Source organism: Streptomyces sp. 2131.1, from assembly GCF_900105515.1.
In the GTDB taxonomy this organism is placed as follows: domain Bacteria; phylum Actinomycetota; class Actinomycetes; order Streptomycetales; family Streptomycetaceae; genus Streptomyces; species Streptomyces drozdowiczii.
In genome coordinates, this window is the sequence record NZ_FNSY01000001.1 from 6048873 (window position 1) to 6068665 (window position 19793).

Annotated in this window: 18 protein-coding genes, 1 pseudogene and 1 riboswitch; of the genes and pseudogenes, 9 read left to right on the forward strand and 10 right to left on the reverse strand. The window is 72.4% G+C overall.

The window, feature by feature from the left end:
- Positions 1 to 73 precede the first annotated feature (73 nt).
- Positions 74 to 1549 (forward strand): DNA polymerase IV, encoded by a 1476-nt coding sequence (locus tag BLW14_RS27285; RefSeq protein WP_093709789.1) that lies wholly within the window; start codon positions 74 to 76, stop codon positions 1547 to 1549.
- On the opposite strand, the gene BLW14_RS27290 is transcribed toward BLW14_RS27285, so the two are convergent.
- The gene (locus tag BLW14_RS27290) at positions 1474 to 1842 is read right to left on the reverse strand and encodes a PRC-barrel domain-containing protein (protein ID WP_093709790.1); all 369 of its coding nucleotides are present in this window, start codon (positions 1840 to 1842) and stop codon (positions 1474 to 1476) included. The two genes, BLW14_RS27285 and BLW14_RS27290, sit on opposite strands and share 76 nt — an antisense overlap.
- A 116-nt stretch (positions 1843 to 1958) precedes the next feature.
- Positions 1959 to 2056: riboswitch (glycine riboswitch) on the forward strand.
- 193 nt (positions 2057 to 2249) lie between these two features.
- Between BLW14_RS27290 and gcvP the strand changes: the two genes are divergently transcribed.
- Positions 2250 to 5135 carry an aminomethyl-transferring glycine dehydrogenase gene (gcvP, locus tag BLW14_RS27295; RefSeq protein ID WP_093709791.1) on the forward strand — a complete coding sequence of 962 codons (2886 nt, stop codon included), beginning with the start codon at positions 2250 to 2252 and terminating at the stop codon, positions 5133 to 5135.
- A 124-nt stretch (positions 5136 to 5259) separates the two neighbouring features.
- On the opposite strand, the gene BLW14_RS27300 is transcribed toward gcvP, so the two are convergent.
- Both BLW14_RS27300 and BLW14_RS27305 read right to left on the reverse strand, forming a co-directional pair.
- Entirely contained in the window at positions 5260 to 5466 is a 207-nt protein-coding gene (locus BLW14_RS27300; RefSeq protein WP_093709792.1) for a DUF5999 family protein, read from the reverse strand.
- A 323-nt stretch (positions 5467 to 5789) separates the two neighbouring features.
- Positions 5790 to 6386 (reverse strand): hypothetical protein, encoded by a 597-nt coding sequence (locus tag BLW14_RS27305; RefSeq protein ID WP_093709793.1) that lies wholly within the window; start codon positions 6384 to 6386, stop codon positions 5790 to 5792.
- A gap of 480 nt (positions 6387 to 6866) precedes the next feature.
- Between BLW14_RS27305 and BLW14_RS27310 the strand changes: the two genes are divergently transcribed.
- A complete protein-coding gene (locus tag BLW14_RS27310) occupies positions 6867 to 8372 on the forward strand; it encodes a glutamate-cysteine ligase family protein (RefSeq protein ID WP_093709794.1) in 1506 nt (501 codons plus the stop codon).
- A gap of 80 nt (positions 8373 to 8452) precedes the next feature.
- On the opposite strand, the gene BLW14_RS27315 is transcribed toward BLW14_RS27310, so the two are convergent.
- Positions 8453 to 10240 (reverse strand): substrate-binding domain-containing protein, encoded by a 1788-nt coding sequence (locus BLW14_RS27315; RefSeq protein ID WP_177154111.1) that lies wholly within the window; start codon positions 10238 to 10240, stop codon positions 8453 to 8455.
- Between the two features lie 184 nt (positions 10241 to 10424).
- Here BLW14_RS27315 and BLW14_RS27320 point away from each other — a divergent pair, with 184 nt between their 5' ends.
- Positions 10425 to 11204 carry a CPBP family intramembrane glutamic endopeptidase gene (locus BLW14_RS27320; protein WP_093710858.1) on the forward strand — a complete coding sequence of 260 codons (780 nt, stop codon included), beginning with the start codon at positions 10425 to 10427 and terminating at the stop codon, positions 11202 to 11204.
- Between the two features lie 9 nt (positions 11205 to 11213).
- Here BLW14_RS27320 and BLW14_RS27325 read toward each other — a convergent pair whose 3' ends face one another.
- Complete coding sequence (locus BLW14_RS27325) at positions 11214 to 12032, reverse strand: PhzF family phenazine biosynthesis protein (protein ID WP_093709796.1); 819 nt, start codon at positions 12030 to 12032, stop codon at positions 11214 to 11216.
- Between the two features lie 130 nt (positions 12033 to 12162).
- Between BLW14_RS27325 and BLW14_RS27330 the strand changes: the two genes are divergently transcribed.
- Complete coding sequence (locus BLW14_RS27330) at positions 12163 to 12831, forward strand: HEAT repeat domain-containing protein (protein ID WP_093709797.1); 669 nt, start codon at positions 12163 to 12165, stop codon at positions 12829 to 12831.
- Positions 12832 to 12837: 6 nt separating this feature from the next.
- On the forward strand, positions 12838 to 13839 hold the full coding sequence (locus BLW14_RS27335; RefSeq protein ID WP_177154112.1) for a HEAT repeat domain-containing protein: 1002 nt from the start codon (positions 12838 to 12840) through the stop codon (positions 13837 to 13839).
- 13 nt (positions 13840 to 13852) lie between these two features.
- Here BLW14_RS27335 and BLW14_RS27340 read toward each other — a convergent pair whose 3' ends face one another.
- On the reverse strand, positions 13853 to 14275 hold the full coding sequence (locus tag BLW14_RS27340; protein ID WP_093709799.1) for a nuclear transport factor 2 family protein: 423 nt from the start codon (positions 14273 to 14275) through the stop codon (positions 13853 to 13855).
- Between the two features lie 84 nt (positions 14276 to 14359).
- Between BLW14_RS27340 and BLW14_RS27345 the strand changes: the two genes are divergently transcribed.
- Positions 14360 to 14950, forward strand: a complete 591-nt coding sequence (locus BLW14_RS27345; RefSeq protein WP_093709800.1) for a TetR/AcrR family transcriptional regulator — start codon at positions 14360 to 14362, stop codon at positions 14948 to 14950.
- 11 nt (positions 14951 to 14961) lie between these two features.
- On the opposite strand, the gene BLW14_RS27350 is transcribed toward BLW14_RS27345, so the two are convergent.
- Positions 14962 to 15849 (reverse strand): aminoglycoside phosphotransferase family protein, encoded by an 888-nt coding sequence (locus tag BLW14_RS27350; RefSeq protein WP_093709801.1) that lies wholly within the window; start codon positions 15847 to 15849, stop codon positions 14962 to 14964.
- Between the two features lie 61 nt (positions 15850 to 15910).
- Positions 15911 to 16875: pseudogene (locus BLW14_RS27355) on the reverse strand (DUF1152 domain-containing protein).
- Positions 16876 to 17050: 175 nt separating this feature from the next.
- On the opposite strand from BLW14_RS27355, the gene BLW14_RS27360 reads away from it, so the two are divergent.
- A complete protein-coding gene (locus BLW14_RS27360) occupies positions 17051 to 17665 on the forward strand; it encodes a PadR family transcriptional regulator (protein WP_093709802.1) in 615 nt (204 codons plus the stop codon).
- An 85-nt stretch (positions 17666 to 17750) separates the two neighbouring features.
- Here BLW14_RS27360 and BLW14_RS27365 read toward each other — a convergent pair whose 3' ends face one another.
- Entirely contained in the window at positions 17751 to 17951 is a 201-nt protein-coding gene (locus tag BLW14_RS27365; RefSeq protein WP_093709803.1) for a hypothetical protein, read from the reverse strand.
- Positions 17952 to 18109: 158 nt separating this feature from the next.
- On the opposite strand from BLW14_RS27365, the gene BLW14_RS27370 reads away from it, so the two are divergent.
- Positions 18110 to 19114, forward strand: coding sequence for an EamA family transporter (locus tag BLW14_RS27370; RefSeq protein ID WP_093709804.1), 1005 nt, complete (start codon positions 18110 to 18112; stop codon positions 19112 to 19114).
- On the opposite strand, the gene BLW14_RS27375 is transcribed toward BLW14_RS27370, so the two are convergent.
- Entirely contained in the window at positions 19096 to 19791 is a 696-nt protein-coding gene (locus BLW14_RS27375; RefSeq protein ID WP_093709805.1) for a pyridoxamine 5'-phosphate oxidase family protein, read from the reverse strand. The two genes, BLW14_RS27370 and BLW14_RS27375, sit on opposite strands and share 19 nt — an antisense overlap.
- Positions 19792 to 19793: the final 2 nt, after the last annotated feature.

Consider the following 19793-nt stretch of genomic DNA (forward strand, 5'->3'; position numbering starts at 1 on the left):
CGGGGCGTGAACCGCGGGCGGCAGGGCCGTGCGGCGGGGCGATTGTCAGTGCCGTAGGGCAGCATCGGCAGGTGTGAGAGCCGCGCCCACCATCCTCCATCTGGACATGGACGCCTTCTACGCCTCGGCGGAGCAGGCGGCGAAGCCCAGCCTGCGCGGCAAACCGGTCGTTGTGGGCGGTCTCGGGCCGCGCGGGGTGGTCGCGACCGCCTCGTACGAGGCACGGCGGTTCGGGGTGCACTCCGCCATGCCGATGGCGCAGGCCAGACGGCTGGCGCCGAATGCCGCGTATCTGGTGCCGCGCTTCGCGCTGTACCGGTCGGTGAGCGACCAGGTCATGGAGCTGCTGGGGCGGCTCTCCCCGCTGGTGGAACCGCTCAGTCTCGACGAGGCGTTCGTGGACCTCGAAGCGGGCGGCACGGCCGATGACACCGCCTCGGCCCTGGAGATCGGCCGGCAGCTGCGCGAGGCGATCGAGGCGGTCACCGGACTGAGCGGGTCCGTCGGGCTCGCCGGCTCCAAGATGCTCGCCAAGATCGCCTCCGAGGAGGCCAAGCCCGACGGGATACGCCTGATCGCCCCCGGAACCGAGCGGGAGCACCTGGCGCCCATGCCGGTGCGCACGCTGCCCGGTGTCGGCCCGGCCACCGCGGATCATCTGCGCCGCGCCGGAATGACGACCGTCGACGACCTCGCCGAGGCCGGTGAGGCCGAGCTGGTGCGGCTGCTGGGGAAGGCGCACGGCGCCTCGCTGCACCGGATGGCGAACGGCCTCGACGACCGGCCCGTGGTCGCGGAGCGCGACGCGAAATCCGTCTCGGTCGAGGACACCTTCGACATGGACCTGCATGACCGGGTCCGGGTGCGCACCGAGGTGGAGCGCCTGGCCGACCGGTGCGTCCAGCGGCTCAGGGGCGCCGGCCGCTCGGGGCGCACGGTGGTGCTGAAGGTGCGCCGGTACGACTTCTCCACGCTGACCCGCTCCGAGACGCTGCGCGGGCCCACGGACGACCCGGCGGTGGTCCGTGAAGCCGCCGCCCGGCTCCTGGAGTCCGTGGACACCACCGGGGGAGTACGCCTGCTGGGCGTCGGCGTCACCGGGCTCGCCGACTTCACCCAGGAGGACCTGTTCGCCCAGGCCGCCGGGGAGCGGGCGGCAGCGGTCCCGCCGGAGGATGCCGCCGAAGCACGGCCCCAGGACGACACAGGCGGCCATGAGGGGGCCGCCGAGCGCGAGGCGGGGCAACAGGGCCGGGGCAACGCGGAGCAGCTCGCGGCGCGGCGCTGGCCGGCCGGGCACGACGTGTGCCACGAGGTCCATGGGCACGGCTGGGTGCAGGGCAGCGGGGTCGGCCGGGTGACCGTGCGATTCGAGGAACCGGGGTCGCCTCCCGGGCGGGTGCGTACGTTCCGCGTCGACGACCCCGCGCTGCGGGCCGCCGAGCCCCTGCCGCTCGTCCGGGACGCGCCGGACTACTCCTCCTGGCCCGCCAGCCGGCCGAAGTCGCGGTCCGGGGCCGGTTCGCCGGGGGCGGCGTCCAGCCCGTAGTGCCGGTAGAGCTGGAGCTCCTGCTCCGGCGAGAGGTGGCGGCCCACGCCGAAGTCGGGCGCGTCCTTGATCAGCGCCCGGTCGAAGGGGACGCGCAGCGTGTCCTCGACGAACTCGCTCGGCTCCAGCGGGACGAAGGCGTCACGGCTGAAGAGGCCGGTGCGCACGGCAGCCCATTCGGGGACCCCGGTCGCGTCGTCGAGGTACACCTCGTCCACGGTTCCGATCTTGGTGCCCTTGCGGTCGAAGGCCTTGCGGCCGATCAGGCTGCGCGGGTCGATGTCGGTCTGCACGGTCCCTCCCACACTGGTCGCGGCTGGTCCACAGGGACTACAGAAGTGCAGTTCCGTGGTCTTGGCCACTCGAGAATTCCCGTCGTGTACCCCGCTGGTAGGCTGGCCATGGCTGCTGACCCCGTGCGGGAGAGTCGCCCGGAGCCGATCCGGACGACGCCGAAGGAGCAAATCCTCCCCGGAATCTCTCAGGCCCCCGTACCGCACGGACGAGGTCACTCTGGAAAGCAGGGCGGGTTGCGCGCGGCCGATGGGCCGGACGGAACCTCGCCCTCACCGACGGTGAAAGCCGGTGCCCGCGTGGCGCCGGTGAAGCTCTCAGGTTGAGATGACAGAGGGGGAGGCCGTACGGGCACCCGGCGCCGCGGTGCCCCTCGCAGGTCGTGACAGACCAGGAGGCCTCCACCATGACCCCCCGTCGCACCCCGCTCTCCCAGCTGGAACAGGGCATCCCCTTCGAGCAGCGCCACATCGGCCCGGACGCCGGGGCGCAGGCGAAGATGCTCGCCCAGGTCGGCTACGGATCGCTGGACGAGCTCACCGCGGCCGCCGTGCCCGACGTGATCAAGAGCGCCGAGGCGCTGAACCTGCCGGGGGCCCGGACCGAGGCCGAGGTGCTGGCCGAGCTGCGCCGGCTCGCCGACCGCAACCAGGTCCTCGCCCCGATGATCGGGCTCGGCTACTACGGCACGTTCACCCCGCCGGTGATCCTGCGCAACGTCATGGAGAATCCCGCCTGGTACACGGCCTACACGCCGTACCAGCCCGAGATCTCCCAGGGCCGCCTCGAGGCCCTCCTGAACTTCCAGACGATGGTCGCCGAGCTGACCGGCCTGCCCACCTCCGGCGCCTCGCTGCTCGACGAGGGCACCGCCGCCGCCGAGGCCATGGCGCTGGCCCGGCGCGTCGGCAAGGTCAAGAACGGCGTCTTCCTGGTCGACGCCGACGCCCTGCCGCAGACCGTCGCCGTCATCGAGACCCGCGCCGAGCCGACGGGCGTCGAGGTCGTCGTCGCCGACCTCACCGACGGCATCCCCGCCGAGGTCGCCGAGCGCGGGGTCTTCGGCGTACTGCTCCAGTACCCCGGCGCCTCCGGTGCCGTCCGGGACATCAAGCCCGTGATCGACCAGGCGCACGAGCTGGGCGCGATCGTCACCGTCGCCGCCGACCTGCTGGCCCTCACCCTGCTCACCTCGCCCGGCGACCTGGGCGCCGACATCGCCATCGGCACCACGCAGCGCTTCGGCGTGCCGATGGGCTTCGGCGGTCCGCACGCCGGCTACATGGCCGTCCGCGACAAGTTCGCGCGCAGCCTGCCCGGCCGCCTCGTCGGAGTTTCCGTGGACGCGGACGGCAACAAGGCGTACCGGCTGGCCCTCCAGACCCGCGAGCAGCACATCCGCCGCGAGAAGGCCACCAGCAACATCTGCACCGCGCAGGTGCTGCTCGCCGTCATGGCCGGCATGTACGCCGTCTACCACGGCCCCGAGGGCCTGCGCACGATCGCCCGGCGCACCCACCGCTACGCCGCGATCCTGGCCGAGGGCCTGCGCGCCGCCGGCGTGGACGTGGTGACCGGGTCCTACTTCGACACGCTGACCGTCCGCGTCCCCGGCAAGGCCGGCGAGGTCGTCGCCGACGCCCGCGAGCGCGGCGTGAACCTGCGTCTGGTCGACGCCGACACCGTCTCCCTCGCCTGCGACGAGACCACGACCCGGACGCAGGTCGCCGCCGTCTGGGCGGCCTTCGGCGCCGACGGGGACGTCGAGGCGCTGGACGCGACCGCCGAGGACGCGCTGCCCGAGGCACTGCTGCGCGACGACGCGATCCTGACCCACCCGGTCTTCCACCAGCACCGGTCCGAGACCGCGATGCTGCGTTACCTGCGCAAGCTCGCCGACCGTGACTACGCGCTGGACCGCGGCATGATCCCGCTCGGCTCCTGCACCATGAAGCTGAACGCGACCGCCGAGATGGAGTCGATCACCTGGCCCGAGTTCGGCGCGCTGCACCCGTTCGCCCCGGCCGAGCAGGCCCAGGGCTTCCTGACGCTCATCCGAGAGCTGGAGGAGCGGCTGGCGGAGGTCACCGGCTATGACGCGGTCTCCCTCCAGCCGAACGCCGGTTCGCAGGGCGAGTTCGCGGGGCTGCTGGCCGTCCGCGCGTACCACCGCGCCAACGGCGACGAGAACCGCACCGTCTGCCTGATCCCGTCCTCCGCGCACGGCACCAACGCGGCGAGCGCCGTGATGGCCGGCATGAAGGTGGTCGTCGTCAAGACCGCCGACGACGGCGAGGTCGACATCGAGGACCTGCGCGCCAAGATCGCGCAGCACCGCGACGAGCTGGCGGTGCTCATGATCACCTACCCGTCGACGCACGGCGTCTTCGAGGAGCACGTCGCCGACATCTGCGCCGAGGTGCACGACGCCGGCGGCCAGGTCTACGTCGACGGTGCCAACCTCAACGCGCTGGTGGGCCTCGCAAAGCCCGGCCGGTTCGGCGGCGACGTCTCGCACCTGAACCTGCACAAGACCTTCTGCATCCCGCACGGCGGCGGCGGCCCCGGCGTCGGCCCGGTCGGAGTGCGCGCGCACCTGGCGCCGTACCTGCCCAACCACCCGCTGCAGCCCGCCGCCGGTCCCGAGACCGGCGTGGGACCGATCTCGGCCGCCCCGTGGGGCTCCGCCGGCATCCTCCCGATCTCCTGGGCGTACGTACGCCTGATGGGCGGCGAGGGCCTGAAGCGAGCGACGCAGGTCGCCGTGCTCGCGGCCAACTACATCGCCAAGCGCCTGGAACCGCACTACCCGATCCTGTACAACGGCCCGGCCGGGCTGGTGGCGCACGAGTGCATCGTGGACCTGCGGCCCATCTCCAAGGCGACCGGCGTGAGCATCGACGACGTCGCCAAGCGGCTCATCGACTACGGCTTCCACTCGCCGACCATGTCGTTCCCGGTCGCCGGGACACTGATGATCGAACCGACCGAGAGCGAGGACCTCGCGGAACTCGACCGCTTCTGCGACACGATGATCGCCATCCGCGCCGAGATCGAGAAGGTCGCGTCGGGCGAGTGGAGCGCGGACGACAACCCGCTCGCCAACGCCCCGCACACCGCCGCCGCGCTCGGCGGGGAGTGGGAGCACGGCTACAGCCGCGAGGTGGCGGTCTTCCCGGCGGGCGTCTCGGCCGCCGACAAGTACTGGCCGCCGGTGCGCCGGATCGACGGTGCGTTCGGCGACCGCAATCTGGTCTGCTCGTGCCCGCCCCTGGACGAGTACGACAACTGATCCGGTGCGCGTGATCGAAGCGGTGTGACGCGGATACGCGTCGGGGCCGGTGCGGAGACTTCTCCGGGCCGGCCCCTTTCTTTTCCGTACGGGCCTTTCCGTACGGGCCTTTCCGTACGGCCGCTCAGGCGGCCTTCATCACCCGGCTCGCCGCCAGGGGCCTGTGCGGGGCGATGATCTTCCCGTCCGGGAGCAGCTCACCGGTGTCCTCGAAGAGCAGGACGCCGTTGCACAGCAGGCTCCAGCCCTGCTCCGGGTGGTGTGCCACCTGGCGGGCGGCCTCCCGGTCGGCGGAGTCGGCTGTCGGGCAGGGTGGCTGGTGCTGGCACATGGCTGGGTTCTTTCGCTGCGTCGAGTTGAGTGGCGTGCGGTGTGGCGCGGTGTTCATGACCGCCCCCGTATCAGTCGGTCGGATCCCAGTGTTGCCCTACGGGCCTCGATCCGCAGGGATTTCGCCGCAGTGCTTCCGCTCCTCCGCCGACGTGTCACCCGGGCGGAGGGCTCGACTCAACTGCACTGTCACTTCGGGTGGTTCGGGGTGGCCGGATGGGACTAGTCCGGATGGGCCGATCGCCCCATGCCGGTGAGCGCGCTGTGCCCCGTCGCCGGGCGAGGGCGACGGGGCACAGCGCGCTGCACGGACGGCCGGCCTCTTCAGGCGGGGGCGGGGGAGCCCAGCAGCGGGCCCGGGCCGGGCATGATGCGGGTGGTGATCACCGGCAGCAGGTCGGCCGCCCGGTGCGGGCGGTGGGACGCGAAGCCGGGCGGCGCGGGGGCCAGCGGCACCAGCAGGTCGGCCGGAGCGGGGGAACCGCAGGACGCGTCGGCCTCCGGGTCGCCGTGCAGCCACAGGGCCAGCATGTAGAGGTCGGGGATGGACAGCAGCCTCGGCTGGTAATGGCCGCCGACCCCCTCCGCCTGGCGCAGGGCCAGCTCCGTCGAGGCGATGTACGGGCCCTCGAAGAAGTGCGAGAAGGCCCAGCCGTCCGCGGTCAGCATGGTGTCCGCCGCCGCGACCGCCCGCTCCGTGCTGCGGATCTGGAAGCGCCAGGCGGCAAGCCGGGTGGCGGGGGCGATTCCGCCCGGGGCGAGGTCCAGCACATGGACGGGCAGCGGGTGTTCGGGGCTCAGCGGTCCGTGAGCGGACCGCAGGGCGGGCGTACGGGCCTCACGGACCGCGGTCGGTGAACCGAGCGCCGCGAGAACGCTGCGCAGCGCGGGCGCGGGGGCCGGGGGAACATGCAGCGGCATATTTGGGTCGCCTCTCACTTCGGAGACACGGTGGTGCGCGGGCGGGTGCAGACGGCGCTGTCGGCGTGCGGGGCCAGAGGAGGCCGGTGACTGAGCCGGTGCGTCAACTCTCTGCCTCGTCCGCGGAGTTTATACGACACGTGTTCACGCGGTGTTTCCACTAGCTGCCGCGGCTATCGCCGGCAAGGCGGTATCCGGACTTTATTATGCGGAGATCATGCTGATTCGGCGCGAGCGGCGCAGCCGCCGCCTCGGGTTTTTCCCGCACTGCGGTCGGCCGAAACCCATCGGGGCTTTACCGGCCGCCGTACGGGGAAACCGGCCGCTGCCTCATGCCGAGTGAATGTGCCCGGGGCCCCGGCGCTCAGATTAGCGGGTGTGCGCCCTCCGCGGGGCGTTACGGATCACGTCCTGCGGGCATTATCGATCGTGATGCGAGCGGCCCGGGCCGCGTGCTGGCCACTCGAGGAGGGACATTCGATGGGGGAGAAGGTCGTCGCGGGCGCCTTTGACCTGTCCGACCGCCAGAAGTACCGGAAGAAGCTGCACCAGTGCCTGGAGGCACTTTCCGGGCTGCTGTCGGAGCGACGGTTCGACCGGCCGCGCAACCTGATGGGCATGGAGATCGAACTGAATCTCACGGGCGCCGACGCCATGCCGAAGATGTTGAATGGGGAGGTACTGGAGCGCATCGCGAGTCACGATTTCCAGACGGAACTGGGGATGTTCAATCTGGAAGTGAACATAGTGCCCCACCACCTGTCGGGGCGCGTTCTGGATCAACTGGCCGAAGAGCTGAGGACCGGACTCGGATATGCCGACCGGAAGGCCGGTGAAGTCGATGCCGGGATCATGATGATCGGAATCCTTCCGACGCTCGGCCGTGACGACATGGTCCGGTCCAATCTCTCCGACGTCGACCGCTACGCCCTCCTGAACGATCAAATGGTGGCGGCCCGCGGCGAGGATTTCTCCCTCGATATCGAAGGCGTCGAGCGTCTGGTCGCCACCGCCGGATCGATCACCCCGGAGGCGGCCTGCACCTCGCTGCAACTGCACCTGCAGGTGACGCCGGAACGCTTCGCCGAAGTGTGGAACGCGGCGCAGGCCGTGGCCGCCGTCCAGGTGGCGCTGGGGGCCAACTCGCCGTTCCTGTTCGGCCGGGAGGTGTGGCGCGAGTCGCGGCCGCCGCTGTTCGAGCAGGCCACGGACACCCGGCCGCCCGAGCTGCGCAACCAGGGCGTGCGGCCGAGGACCTGGTTCGGGGAGAAATGGATCGGCTCGGTCGAGGAGCTCTTCGAGGAGAACCTCCGCTACTTCCCGCCGCTCCTGCCCATCTGCGACGAGGAGGAGCCGCTGCGCGTCCTCGCCGACGGCGGGGTCCCCCAGCTGAAGGAGCTGGTGCTGCACAACGGCACGGTCTACCGCTGGAACCGCCCGGTGTACGGGATCGCCGACGGCGTCCCGCACCTCCGTGTGGAGAACCGGGTGCTGCCCGCCGGCCCGACCGTCGCCGACGTCATCGCCAACACCGCGCTGTACTACGGCCTCGTCCGCGCCATGGCGGAGGAGTCGCGTCCGGTGTGGACCCGGATGCCGTTCTCCGCCGCCGCGGAGAACTTCGAGACCGCGTGCCGCCACGGCATCGACGCCGAGCTGCTGTGGCCGCGGCCCGGCCGCTCGGGCGGGCTGACCCGGGTGCCGGTGACGAAGCTGGTGCGCGACGAGTTGCTGCCGCTGGCCGCCGCCGGGCTCGACAGCTGGAACATCGAGCCCGCGGACCGGGACCACTACCTCGGCATCATCGAGGAGCGGTGCAAACGGCGGACGAACGGGGCCTCCTGGCAGGCGGACGCCTACCACCGGGCGCGCGAGGCGGGTCTGGACCGGGGCGCCGCCCTCGCCGCGATGACCCGGCGCTACGGCGAGCTGATGCAGGGCGGCGACCCGGTGCACAGCTGGCCCGCCGGCATCCCGGAGCCGTGACCGGGCCGGCGGCGCCACGCGCGTGAGCCCGCGGCACGGGTACGGGTACGGGGACGCCCCCGTACCCGTACCGCATCGTGTTACTGCTGGGCCGCGCGGACGCCCTGGCCGGCGGTCATCACGGCCTGGAGGATCACCGCCTGGATCTCGGCGGGGTCGTTCACCTGGTAGCCGCCGCCCCCGGTGACCTCGGCGATCTCGTCCAGTTCCTCGCTGTCCGCCTCGGGCCCGACCGCGATGGCCAGCAGCGGGACGGGGCGCGTCGGGTCGGCGAGCGACTTCAGCCGGGCGACGAGGTCGGAGCGCGAGATGGACCGGTCGTCCTGGTTCGAGCCGTCGGTGAGGATCACGACCGCGTTGAACTTGCCTTTCACATACGTGCGCTGCGCTTCCTTGTACGCGGCCAGCGCGGTGTCGTACAGACCGGTGGCGCCGTCCGGCACCGGTTGCAGTGCGGCGAACGCGGCGGCGAGCTTCTCCCGGTGGGTGCCGCCGCCCTTCGTGTCGTCACCGAGCCGGGCGGTCGTCACGAGCCGGCGGTAGTCCTTCTCGCCGTCGAGCCCGGTCGCGAACTCCCAGAGTCCGATCTCGTCGTTCGGAGTGAACTGGTTGAGTGCCTGGATCAGCGACGCCTTGGTGACGTCCATCCGGGACCGGTCGCGGCCCGGCACGATCGCGGCCATCGAGCCGGACGCGTCGACGACGGTGGTCAGCCGCGCGCTCTGGACCGTGATCGTCCACATGCCGAGCGTTTCCTGGAGCGTCCCGTCCGACGGAGCGGCCGGCTGGGGCGCGTCGTACGGCTGCGGGGATCTGCCACCGGCCGCGGCGACCAGCTTCTCGTCGGCCGCGCCGTCCGTGGTCCGGAAGCCGTGCTCCTTGAGGGTGTTCAGGGAGTCGTCCTCGAAGAGAAAGGTCATGAACCGCAGCGCGGCCCGGCCCTCCTCGGTGCTCCGGTGCTGGTTGTCGACCAGCGTGAACGGATAGTCGAGCAGGGGCGTGCCGTCCTCGGGATAGAACAGGTCGAGCTTCCCGTCGCCCGTCGACTCGGCGTTGTGGGCGAAGGCGGCCTGTTCGGAGAGCAGCACCGCGTGGTTGCGCGCCGGGTTGCCCTGCTCGGCGTCCGAGCCGTCCTGCGGCAGGGTCGCCACGACCTGGGTGTCGCCGTCCGACATCCGTTGGGCGAGCAGCTTCGCGGTGGCCGCGACCCGGGTGTCGCTGTCGCCGCCCTGCTTCGCCGAGGAGGCGCCGATGCTGGTGAGGGCCAGCAGGCCGGTGGCCGAGCGTCCGGGGTCGGCGGCCCCGAGACGTACCTGGTCGGACTCCATGGCCGCTCCCGTCAACCCGGCCCACGAGTACGTCTTCTTCGGCCAGCCGAGGCTCTTGGCGGCGGAGGGCACCGCGGCGAGTGCGACCGGCGAGGTGGCTATGGACTCGCCCGAGGTGATCGGGACGCCGTCCCCCTCGCCCTTGGCGCGGCCGATCCACAGATCGGAGTCGGGGAGCCATATCTGGTAGTCCGGCGTGGTGGTGCCGTTCGCGAGCGCGTCCGCGACCTTGTACGAGTCGCGGGCCACGACGTTCACGTCGAAGCAGCGGCCGTCGGAGCGCACCTCGTCCTCACGTGCCCGGTCGGCGACGGCACGTACGGCGGGGGCGATGTCCGGCGAGGCCATCATGGTCAGGTGGACCGCGCTCTCCTCGCACGACTTCGAGAACGGGAGCAAGCCGCCCTGGGCCGCGATGGCCGTTCCCCCCGCCACCGTGAGAACGAGCAGGGTGGCGATGACCACGGTACGGCGGCGGCGCGGTGGACGGTCCCCGCCTCCGGCCGCCGTGCGGTCATCGGGCAAGCTGTGACGTCCCATGTCGGTGGTGCCCCTCCTTGGAGATGTACAAGGAAAAGGGGGACCACACCATCGGCAATGGTGCTCGTCCCCCGGCCTGTCGCGCATGATCTTCGTACCTGCATTCGAGACCCTAGCGGGGCGGCGGGGGACTTGGGATGCGAATGCACAACTGAGAGCAGGTGTACAGGTGGAGGCGGGGTACGTGGCTGATTCCTTTCCCCAGGAGGCCGTGTCACGACGGATTCTCCGGTCCGAGACGGTGCTGGTGCTGGCGCTCTCGCTGGGGGCGAGCGGCGTGTCTGCCCTCATCAGTTTTGTCGGATCGCTGACGAAGCCAGGGGGTTTGAAGGATCAGGCGGCGACCCTCAACAGCTCGGCCGCCCCGGGTCGCCCCTGGCTTGATCTGGCCTGGCAGCTCTTCGGAATCGCGAGCGCGCTGGTGCCCGTCGCCCTGGTGGCGCACCTGCTCCTCAGGGAAGGGACGGGGCTGCGGGTCCTCGGCTTCGACCGCACCCGGCCGGGGCAGGACACCGCGCGCGGCGCGGCGGTCGCGGCGTGCATCGGCAGCGCCGGACTGGCGTTCTATCTGGTGGCCAGGGCCGCCGGGTTCAACCTCACCGTCGTCCCCGAATCACTGCCCGACGTGTGGTGGAAGTTCCCCGTCCTCATCCTGTCGGCCCTCCAGAACTCCGTACTGGAGGAAGTGATCGTCGTCGGGTACCTGCTGCGCCGGCTGGGGCAGTTGGGGTGGACACCGACGGCGGCGCTGGTGGCGAGTTCGGTGCTGCGCGGCTCGTACCACCTCTACCAGGGCATCGGCGGGTTCATCGGCAACATGGTGATGGGCGTCGTCTTCGTGCTGCTGTACCGGCGCTGGCAGCGCGTGGGCCCGCTGGTCGCGGCACACGCGCTGCTCGACATCGGCGCGTTCGTCGGGTACGCGCTGCTCGCCGGAAAGGTGGGCTGGCTGCCCACGCCGTGAGGCCGCGCCCTAAGGCGTGACGAGCAGTTCGCCGTCCAGGACCGTGACCGCGTGACCCGTCAGGAGGGTGCGCGCGCCGCGCAGCGAGGTCCGTACGAGGCCCGAACGGGCCGAGGTTTGGAGCCCGGTCAGCTCGTCGCGGCCGAGACGGGCCGACCAGAAGGGGGCCAGCGCGGTGTGGGCGCTGCCGGTCACCGGGTCCTCGTCGATGCCCACGGCGGGGAAGAAGCCCCGCGAGACGTAGTCGTACCCATGGCCGGGTTCCGCCGCCGCAGTGGCGATGACGCCGCGCCGGGAGAGGCCGGCCAGCGCCGCGAAGTCCGGGGCCAGGCCCCGTACGGCCGCCTCGTCCGTCAGCTCCACGAGCAGGTCCCCGACGTGCGGGCCGGTGTCGTGCACCGAAACGGGATCCGCGCCCAGGGCCTCGGCGAGACCGGCGGGAGCGGGTTCGGGGGTCAGCAGGGCGGTCGGGAAGTCCAGCGTCAGCGAGCCGTCCGCGTGGGCGGTCGACGTCAGCGTGCCGCAGCGGGCGGCAAAGCGGACGGTGCCGGTCGCCGCGCCGGTGGTGTGCAGGACATGGGCGGTGGCCAGCGTGGCGTGGCCGCACATGTCCACCTCGGCGACCGGGGTGAACCACCGCAGCGCCCAGTCCGCGTCGCCGCCGGGCGGCAGCGGGTGGGCGAACGCAGTCTCGGAGAGGTTCAGCTCGGCGGCGATCCCCTGAAGGAAGCCTTCCTCGGGGAAGCCCTCGGGGCCGAACAGCAGGACGCCCGCGGGGTTGCCGGTGAAGGGGCGGTGGGTGAACGCGTCGACGGTACGAATCCTCATGCGCCCGACCGTAGGCGCGGTGGGCGGCGGGGAACCAAGGCCAATCGCGGGTCGGTGGCCCCGAATCGTGCGGCGGCTTGACCTTGTCACGGTGGCAAGGTCTTCACTGGGCCGCGAGGAGGTGGTCCGGATGACCATGCCGAACGAGGACACGGCCATGACGCGCGCCCTGCGCGGGCTGGAGCACGATGACGCGTCGGTGCGGCTGCGCACCGCGATGGCGGTCGGCTCGGCGCCGGACGCGCGGCTCGTCGGCCGGCTCGTGGAACTGTGCGCGACCGAGCCCGACTTCTCCGTACGGGAGATGCTGACGTGGGCCATCACCCGGCATCCGCGCGAGCTGACCGTGCCCAGGCTCGTCGACGAGCTCCGCTCGGAGCGTACGCGGGCACGCAGCCAGGCCCTGCACACCCTGTCCAAGACCGGCGACCGGCGGGCATGGCCGGCGATCACCCGGGTGCTGCTGACCGACCCGGACGACGAGGTGGCGCGCACGGCCTGGCGGGCCGCGGTCGTCCTCGTCCCCGAGGGCGAGGAACCCGGGCTGGCCGATGTGCTCGCCGGACAGCTCGGGCGCGGCGGGCGCGAGACGCGGCTGAGCCTCAGCCGGGCGCTGATCGACCTCGGCGCGCCGGCCGGACCGGCGCTCTACGCCGCCGCCGCGCACCCCGAACCCCGCGTCCGGGAGCACGCGCTCGCCACCGAGGAGCTGCGGCGCGACCCGGACGCCGGGTTCGACCTCGCGATCGAGGAGGCGAAGCGGAGGGTCGCGCTCGGGGCGTACGGTCAGGAGGGGTGAGAGACGGTGTTGATCGGTGAGGTGGCGCGGCGGTCCGGGGTCAGCGCGCGCATGCTCAGGCACTACGAGTCGCTGGGGCTGGTGCGGCCCACGGGACGCAACGACGCCGGGTACCGCGAGTACTCCGGCGAGGACGTCCGGCGGATCTTCCACATCGAGAGCCTGCGGTCGCTCGGCCTGTCGCTGCGCGAGGTGGGGCGCGCCCTGGACGATCCCGGCTTCAGCCCGGCGGACCTCGTCGACGACCTCGTACGGCGGACCCGGGAGCGGATCGCGAGCGAGACGGAGCTGCTGACCCGGCTGAGCAGGATCGGGGCCGCGGAGCCGGAGGGCTGGGAGGAGGTCCTGCGTACCGTCGCCCTCCTCCAGGCCCTCGGGTCCAGCAGTCCCGGCACCCGCCAGCGGGCGGCGCTGTCCTCGGGCGGTGAGGCGCCGGTGCCGGTGGAGGCCCTGGTCGAGGCGGTGCTGAGCGAGCGGGATCCGAGCGTGGCCGGCGCTCTGCGGTGGGCGCTGGCCCGGGCGGGCGACGGGCTCGCGCTGCTGGCCGAGGGGCTGGACTCGCCCGTGGCGGAGGTCCGCGCCCGTGCGGTGCGGGCGGTCGCCGGGATTCCGGGCGAGGCGGCGAGCGCGTTGCTGCGGGAGGCTCTCGGGCACCCCGATGCCGCGGTGCGCCGGTACGCGGCTCCGGCGCTGGGGGCGCGCGGGGTGGCCGAGGCGGTCCCGACGCTGATCGACATGGTCGCCGAGGCGGTCCGGGACGTGGACGCGGCCGACGCGCTGGGTGTGCTGGCCGCCGAACCGGGGACGGCCGAGCGCATCGCCGCCGGACTCGTCGACCGCCTCGCCGACGGCACCCTCGACGCCGCCGCCCGCCGCCGCGTCACCCAGGCGCTCGCGGACATCCCGGGCCCGAAGGCGTCGCGCGCTCTCGCGGAACTCGCGCGGGACGGGGACCGGGGGGTGGCGGTGACAGCGGTGTACCTGCTCGGGCTGCGGGGCGAGGGGTGACGCCGGCTGGGCCTCAGCCTCTGGCGGCGGTGAGGGCGGCTGTGTCCATGTAGTCGCGGACGTGGGTGATCAGGCCGTCGCGGACCCGGACCACGAGCAGGCCCGGCACGGTGAAGGTGCCGCAGCCGGGGAGCCTGCCGACGACCACGTGCTCGGCGACGATCACCTCCGGGTCGGCCGTCTCGTACGAGGACACCGTTCTGACCTCGTCGATCCGTACAGGGCTCGCGCCCCAGACCGCGCCGTAGCCCGTGCGTACGGCCTCGCGGCCCTCGTAGCGCGGCGGAAAGCCGGGGGCCGTGAAGGGGAACTCGTGCAGCGCGTCGGGTGCGTACAGGTCGGCGAGATCGTCGGCGGACTTGTCGAGCATGGCGCGGTGGTAGGCGGCCAGGGCCTGGCGGGGGGTGCGGACAGCGGCGGTTTCCCGGTGGGGCATGGGACGGCTCCATTCGCTCAACGTCTGTTGAGCGTGACCGTAGGGCGGGGGAGGTTGTTCGGTCAACGGCTGTAGAGTCGCGGTGTGACCTCGCCTCGTCAGACCCGCGCCGACCGTCGCCGTGCCACCGAGGAGCGCATCCTCGACAAGGCGCGGGAGGAGTTCGCCGCCAGGGGGTTCGACCGGACCACCATCCGCGCCGTGGCGGGTGCGGCCGGTGTGGACCCGGCCCTGGTCATGCAGTACTTCGGCTCGAAGCGCGAGCTGTTCGGCCGGGCCGTGCAGACCTTCACCGCACCGGCGCCGGAGGCCGCGGACGCGGACGCGTTCGCCGACCGGATGCTGGCCACGCTGGGCCTGAAGCTGGGCGGTCTGCCCGAGGGGACGCTCGCGGTGCTGCGGTCCATGCTCACCGATCCGGCGGCCGCCGATCATGTGCGTACCGCGCTCGGCGGGCAGATCGCCGGTGCCGGTGCAGCCGTCCCCGCGCACGACGACCGCGAACTGCGCGCCGCCCTGGCCGTCACCACGCTGCTCGGGGTGACGATCGGTCACCAGCTCCTGGGGCTTCCCGCCTTGCGCGAGGCGTCGCCCGACCGCATCGCCGCGTTGCTGCGGCCCGCGCTCAACGCGCTGGCCGAGGCCGCGCCGGGGCCCGACGCCGCCGGAGCATGACCGGACCGGCCCTACTCCAGCAGGCGGTCCAGGGTCCGGCGGCCCAGCGCGCTCATCGTCGGGTTGCTCTCGGCGTAGTACCAGACGAGGCCCATCGCCTGTTCGAACGCCCAGGCCCGGCCGCGTTCCCATTCAAGGTCGTCGCAGGAGAGGGCGCGCCGGAGTACGTTCCGGGGCCCGGCATCCAGCAGGTGCCAGGCGCCCACCAGGTCCAGGGCGGGGTCGGCCGGGGCGAAGCCTCCGGTGTCGAGTACGCCGGCGAGGCGGCCGTCCGCGACCAGGACGTTGCCGGGGATCAGGTCGCCGTGGCTCATCACGTCGGGGCTCGTACGGGGCAGCTCGCGGAAGTCCTGCCACAGCCGGCGCAGGCGGTCCACGTCGAGCAGGCCCTCGCTCTCCCCGAAGCAGGTCGCCATCCAGCCGTCGTGGCCGGCGATCACACCGCCTCGGTTGTCGCCGTCGAACCGGCGTCCCCGTGTGTCGGCGCCCCGGAGACCCCCGATGAAGCCGGCCAGGTCCAGCGCGAAGGCGTCCGACGCGCCAGGGTCGGCGTCGAAGGCGTTCGTGCCCGGCAGCCAGGTCTGGACGGACCAGGGCATGGGGTAACCCGCGCCGGGGCGCCCCAGCGCGACGGGTTGCGGGACGGGGAACCGCGAAACCGCCGCCAGCTCCGCGGCCGCCCGGGCCTCCCGTTCCAGGGCCGCCAGCGCCTCGCCTGTGCCGGCCGGGCGCAGCGGGAAGCGCGCCGAGAGGTTGTCGCCGATGCGGAAGATGGCGTTGACCGTCCCGGTCGAGGTCAGGGGGCGGACCGCCTCGCCGCTCCACCGGGGGAACTGGTCCCGGATCAGGGCGGCGACGGTCCCGGTGCTCAGGTCGAGTTGGTCGGCGTGCATGGTCAGCCAGTATGGGGAGGCAGGAGCGAGGGGGCGACCGGGTTTCGCGGACGCCGGTTCAGGTACTTCAGTGCGGGAACGCCCTCGGCGGACGCTGTCGGGGCAGTGTGGTGCGGAACTCCTCGATCACGGAACTCACCTGCCGCGTCAGCGCGGTCCGTTCCAGCAGCCCGAGGTAAAGGTGGCGGCGGGCCGGTCCGGGCAGGTCCACACAGAAGTACAGCGCCATCAGCGGGTTGATGAACAGCTCGCTGTCCTTGGTCCTTTCCGTGAACCGGAGGTTGCCGAAGTCACCGCGCACGGCGGCGGCCACGGAACCGTTCACGATGCTCGGGTGGCTCGCGGTGTGGCGCTGGGCGTGCGCCACCGCGTCGAGGTACAGCGCGCCCTCCCGGCCCGACCCGAGCAGTGAGAACGCGCCGAGATAGGAGCCGTCCCGGTCCGGAGCGGCCAGGTTCTCCAGTACGAGCGAGTGGTTCACGCCGTGTACGCGTCCACCCCGAAGCCGAGGCAGGCCACCAGCCGGTGCGCGACCTCGTCCAGTCCGCTCACGGCGGCGAGGCTGGCCATGTCCTCCTCCGGGGTGCCGAGGCCGTGCTCGGCGCCGCGCATCAGGATGTCGGTGCCGCCGTCCACCACCACGATCGCGTCGACACCGCCGAGGTGCTCGATCACCGTCCGGTAGGCCGCCCGCAGCGGCCCGACCCCGATGCTCGGGAAGGCGTACACGGTCGACGGCAGATCCTGCGTCACGAGCCACTGGGCGAGCGTGCGTTCCGGGAAGTAGTCGCCGCGCACGGGGGTGTCGGGTCCGATGGCCGCGACGTCCTGGTCCACCCACACGTCGGGGTCCAGACCGTACAGGTCGGCGAAGGACAGGTTGGCGAGGTGTACCTCCTTGCCCGACGACCGCAGCGCGAGAGCGAGCGGCAGACCCGCGTACACGTCGAAACCGCCGCCCGCACCGGCGATGAGTACCCGTCGCGCGTCGCGCAGGCGAGTGAAGAATGCGGGTTCCCCCAGAGAAATCAGCGCATGACGCCAGCAAGGGGGCGGGGCGGCACCGGGGCGATCGGGCCTCATGAAAACGGTGACGGATCGGTGCGACGGCACAGGAGTTGTCATGCGACTGATCCCGATATATCGTTGAAGCATCGCGACAGTACAGCGATACCGTAAAGAGCAACGCAGGAAAAGGAGAACGGTCATGCGTTCACATGGATTCGAGCATGGACATGGACATGGCTACGGGCGTGGCCCGGGCGGTCCCGAGGGGCGACGTGGGGGATTCGAAGGGCAGCGGGCGGCGTTCGGGCCGTTCGGTCCGCCGTTCGGCGGAGGGCCGTTCGGTGGCGGGCGGAACCGTGGTGGCGGCCGGGGGAGGGCGCGGCGCGGTGACGTACGCGCCTCGATCCTGGCGCTGCTCAAGGACCGGCCGATGCACGGGTACGAGATGATCCAGGAGATCGGCGAGCGCAGCGGCGGGGCCTGGCGGCCCAGTCCCGGTTCGGTGTACCCGACCCTTCAGCTGCTGGAGGACGAGGGGCTGATCAGCAGCGAGAGCGAGGGCGGCAAGAAGCTGTTCACGCTCACCGACACCGGGCGCACCGAGGCGGAGACCGGGCCCGAGGCGCCCTGGGAAGAAGCCGGGCGCGGTGTCGACTGGGAGAGCATGAATGAGATCCGGCAGGCCGGGTTCGGTCTGATGGAGGCGTTCGGCCAGGTCTGGAAGACCGGCACGGCCGAGCAGCGCGAGAAGGCGCTCGCGGTCATCAACGACACACGCAAGAAGCTGTATCTCATTCTCGCCGACGAGCACTGAGCCCCGCCGTGGGCCCGGTGACAGCCGCAGAGAGAACCGGGAGGAGCCCGGCGGTTCAGGCCGCCGGGCTCCTCCCGTTCACGCCTCAGTTCTGATGGGCCTGTTCGGGGCCCGTCCGCCAGATCAGCGCCGCGTCGAAGCAGTCGGAGGCGCGCGGATGCGGTCCGTCGTCGTGGCAGTGGAACGCGGACCAGAACAGATCCGCCGGCAGCGCGTCGAGCGGTGCGTGGACCCGGTAGACGTAGTCGCGCCCGTCGAGTGCCGGCAGGGACACCAGCCAGCTCACCCCTGCCCCCTCCCGCCGCGCCGCGCACAACCGCTCACGTCTGTGGGACGTGTACGGGAGGGCCGTCGGTTGCCCCGGGTCCGGCTCGATGTGCGGGGCAGTGTGCCGACAGGTGTCACCGGGGTGACGCTCCTGACCGCAGCTGTCATGATGTGCCGATGCACGCGTCTCAGGGGAGAAGCGCCGGCCTGGGACTCGCCCTCGCCTCGGCCTTCGCATTCGGCGGTTCCGGAGTGGCGGCCAAGCCGCTCATCGAGGCTGGGCTCGACCCGCTCCACGTGGTGTGGCTGCGGGTGGCCGGCGCCGCGCTCCTCATGCTTCCCGTGGCCTGGCGCCACCGGGCGCTGGTGCGCGACCGGCCCGTGCTGCTGCTCGGCTTCGGGCTGCTCGCCGTCGCCGGTGTGCAGGCCTGCTACTTCGCCGCCATCTCCCGTATCCCGGTGGGCGTCGCGCTGCTGGTGGAATACCTGGCGCCGGCGCTCGTCCTCGGCTGGGTTCGCTTCGTCCAGCGACGGCCGGTCACCCGGGCGGCGGCCCTCGGGGTCGTCCTCGCCGTCGGCGGCCTGGCCTGCGTGGTCGAGGTGTGGGCCGGGCTCGGCTTCGACGTCGTGGGCCTGCTGCTCGCGCTCGGGGCCGCCTGCTGCCAGGTCGGCTACTTCGTCCTCTCCGACCAGGGCGGCGGCGAGGCGTCCCCGGGCGGCGCCGAACCCGCGCATCCGGTCGGCGTCATCGCGTACGGGCTGCTGATCGGCGCCCTCGTGCTCACCGTGATCGCCCGGCCGTGGGGCATGGACCGGTCGGTGCTCGGCGGCTCCACCGTCATGGACGGTACCGCGGTCCCGGCCTGGCTGCTGCTCGTCTGGATCGTGCTGCTGGCCACCGTCATCGCGTACGTCACCGGCGTGATCTCCGTACGGCTGCTGTCCCCGGCGGTCGCGGGCGTCGTCGCCTGCCTGGAGGCGGTCATTGCGACCGTGCTCGCCTGGGTGCTGCTCGGCGAGCACCTGGCCGCCCCGCAGCTCATCGGCGGGGCGCTCGTCCTGGCCGGCGCCCTGATCGCGCAGTCGGCCACGCCCCGGCCGCCGTCCGGCCCCGTGGCCTCGGGGACGGGCGCGCCGGACGCGGGACGGGCGGACGCCCGGAGTCAGGACGCCGTCAGGTAGGCGGGTACGTCGATCGACGGGTCCAGGTCGTCCGCCGGGACCGGCGTGGCGTACGCGGGGGCCACCGGGACGACGCCGGCCCAGTACGGCAGGCCGGTGTCTCGGGGGTCGTCGTTGGGCCCGCCCGTACGGATCTTCGCGGAGACCTCGCGCAGGTCGAGGCGGATGACGGCCGTGGCGGCCAGCTCCTTGCCGTCTGCCGGGCGCGAGTCCTCCGAGCGGCCCGGCACCACCTGGTCCACGATCGCGTCCAGGGCGATGCGCCGCTCCTCGGGGTCGGTGACCGGGTACGCGGTGCCGTGGACGACCACCGAACGGTAGTTGAGCGAGTGGTGGAAGGCGGAGCGGGCCAGTACCAGGCCGTCGACGTGCGTCACCGTCAGGCACACGGGCAGCCCCTCGTCGCCCCGCCCGGCCGACCGCAACGGCCGCGAACCGGTCGAGCCGTGGACGTAGAGCCGCTCGCCGACCCGGCCGAAGAGCGTCGGCAGCACGACCGGCGCGCCGTCGCGCACGAAGCCGAGGTGGCAGAGGTAGGCGTCGTCGAGTATCGAGTGGACCGTCTCGCGGTCGTACGCGGCCCGGTCGCGCGACCGGGTGGGGACCGTGCGGTCCGTCGGCTCGTAGCCGGAGGCGGCGTCCGGGGACATGGTCTGCTGGGGTGCGGTCTCCGGCATTG